Origin of the sequence: Salinicola socius (assembly GCF_001937195.1) — a bacterium.
Taxonomy (GTDB): domain Bacteria; phylum Pseudomonadota; class Gammaproteobacteria; order Pseudomonadales; family Halomonadaceae; genus Salinicola; species Salinicola socius.
Window position 1 is genome coordinate 1 of record NZ_MSDO01000048.1, and the last position, 265, is coordinate 265.

General features: G+C 56.2%; 1 tRNA gene. It reads right to left on the minus strand.

Annotated elements, in window-relative coordinates:
• Positions 1-54: 54 nt before the first annotated feature.
• A tRNA-Asp gene (locus tag BTW07_RS18550) sits at positions 55-131 on the minus strand.
• Positions 132-265 lie beyond the last annotated feature (134 nt).

Sequence of the window (265 nt, forward strand, 5' to 3'; positions counted from 1 at the left end):
GTATTGAATGCAGCGAAGCGTGAAACGTATTGAATGCAGCAGAAGACGTCGATATGGCGGACCGGACGAGACTCGAACTCGCGACCTCCGGCGTGACAGGCCGGCATTCTAACCGACTGAACTACCGGTCCGCAGACTCCAACGCTTTTCCCGCTACTGCGACTTGCAACACGTGATACCCGAGCATCATGAAACCATGATGGTGGGTGGTACAGGGTTCGAACCTGTGACCCCCAGCTTGTAAGGCTGGTGCTCTCCCAGCTGA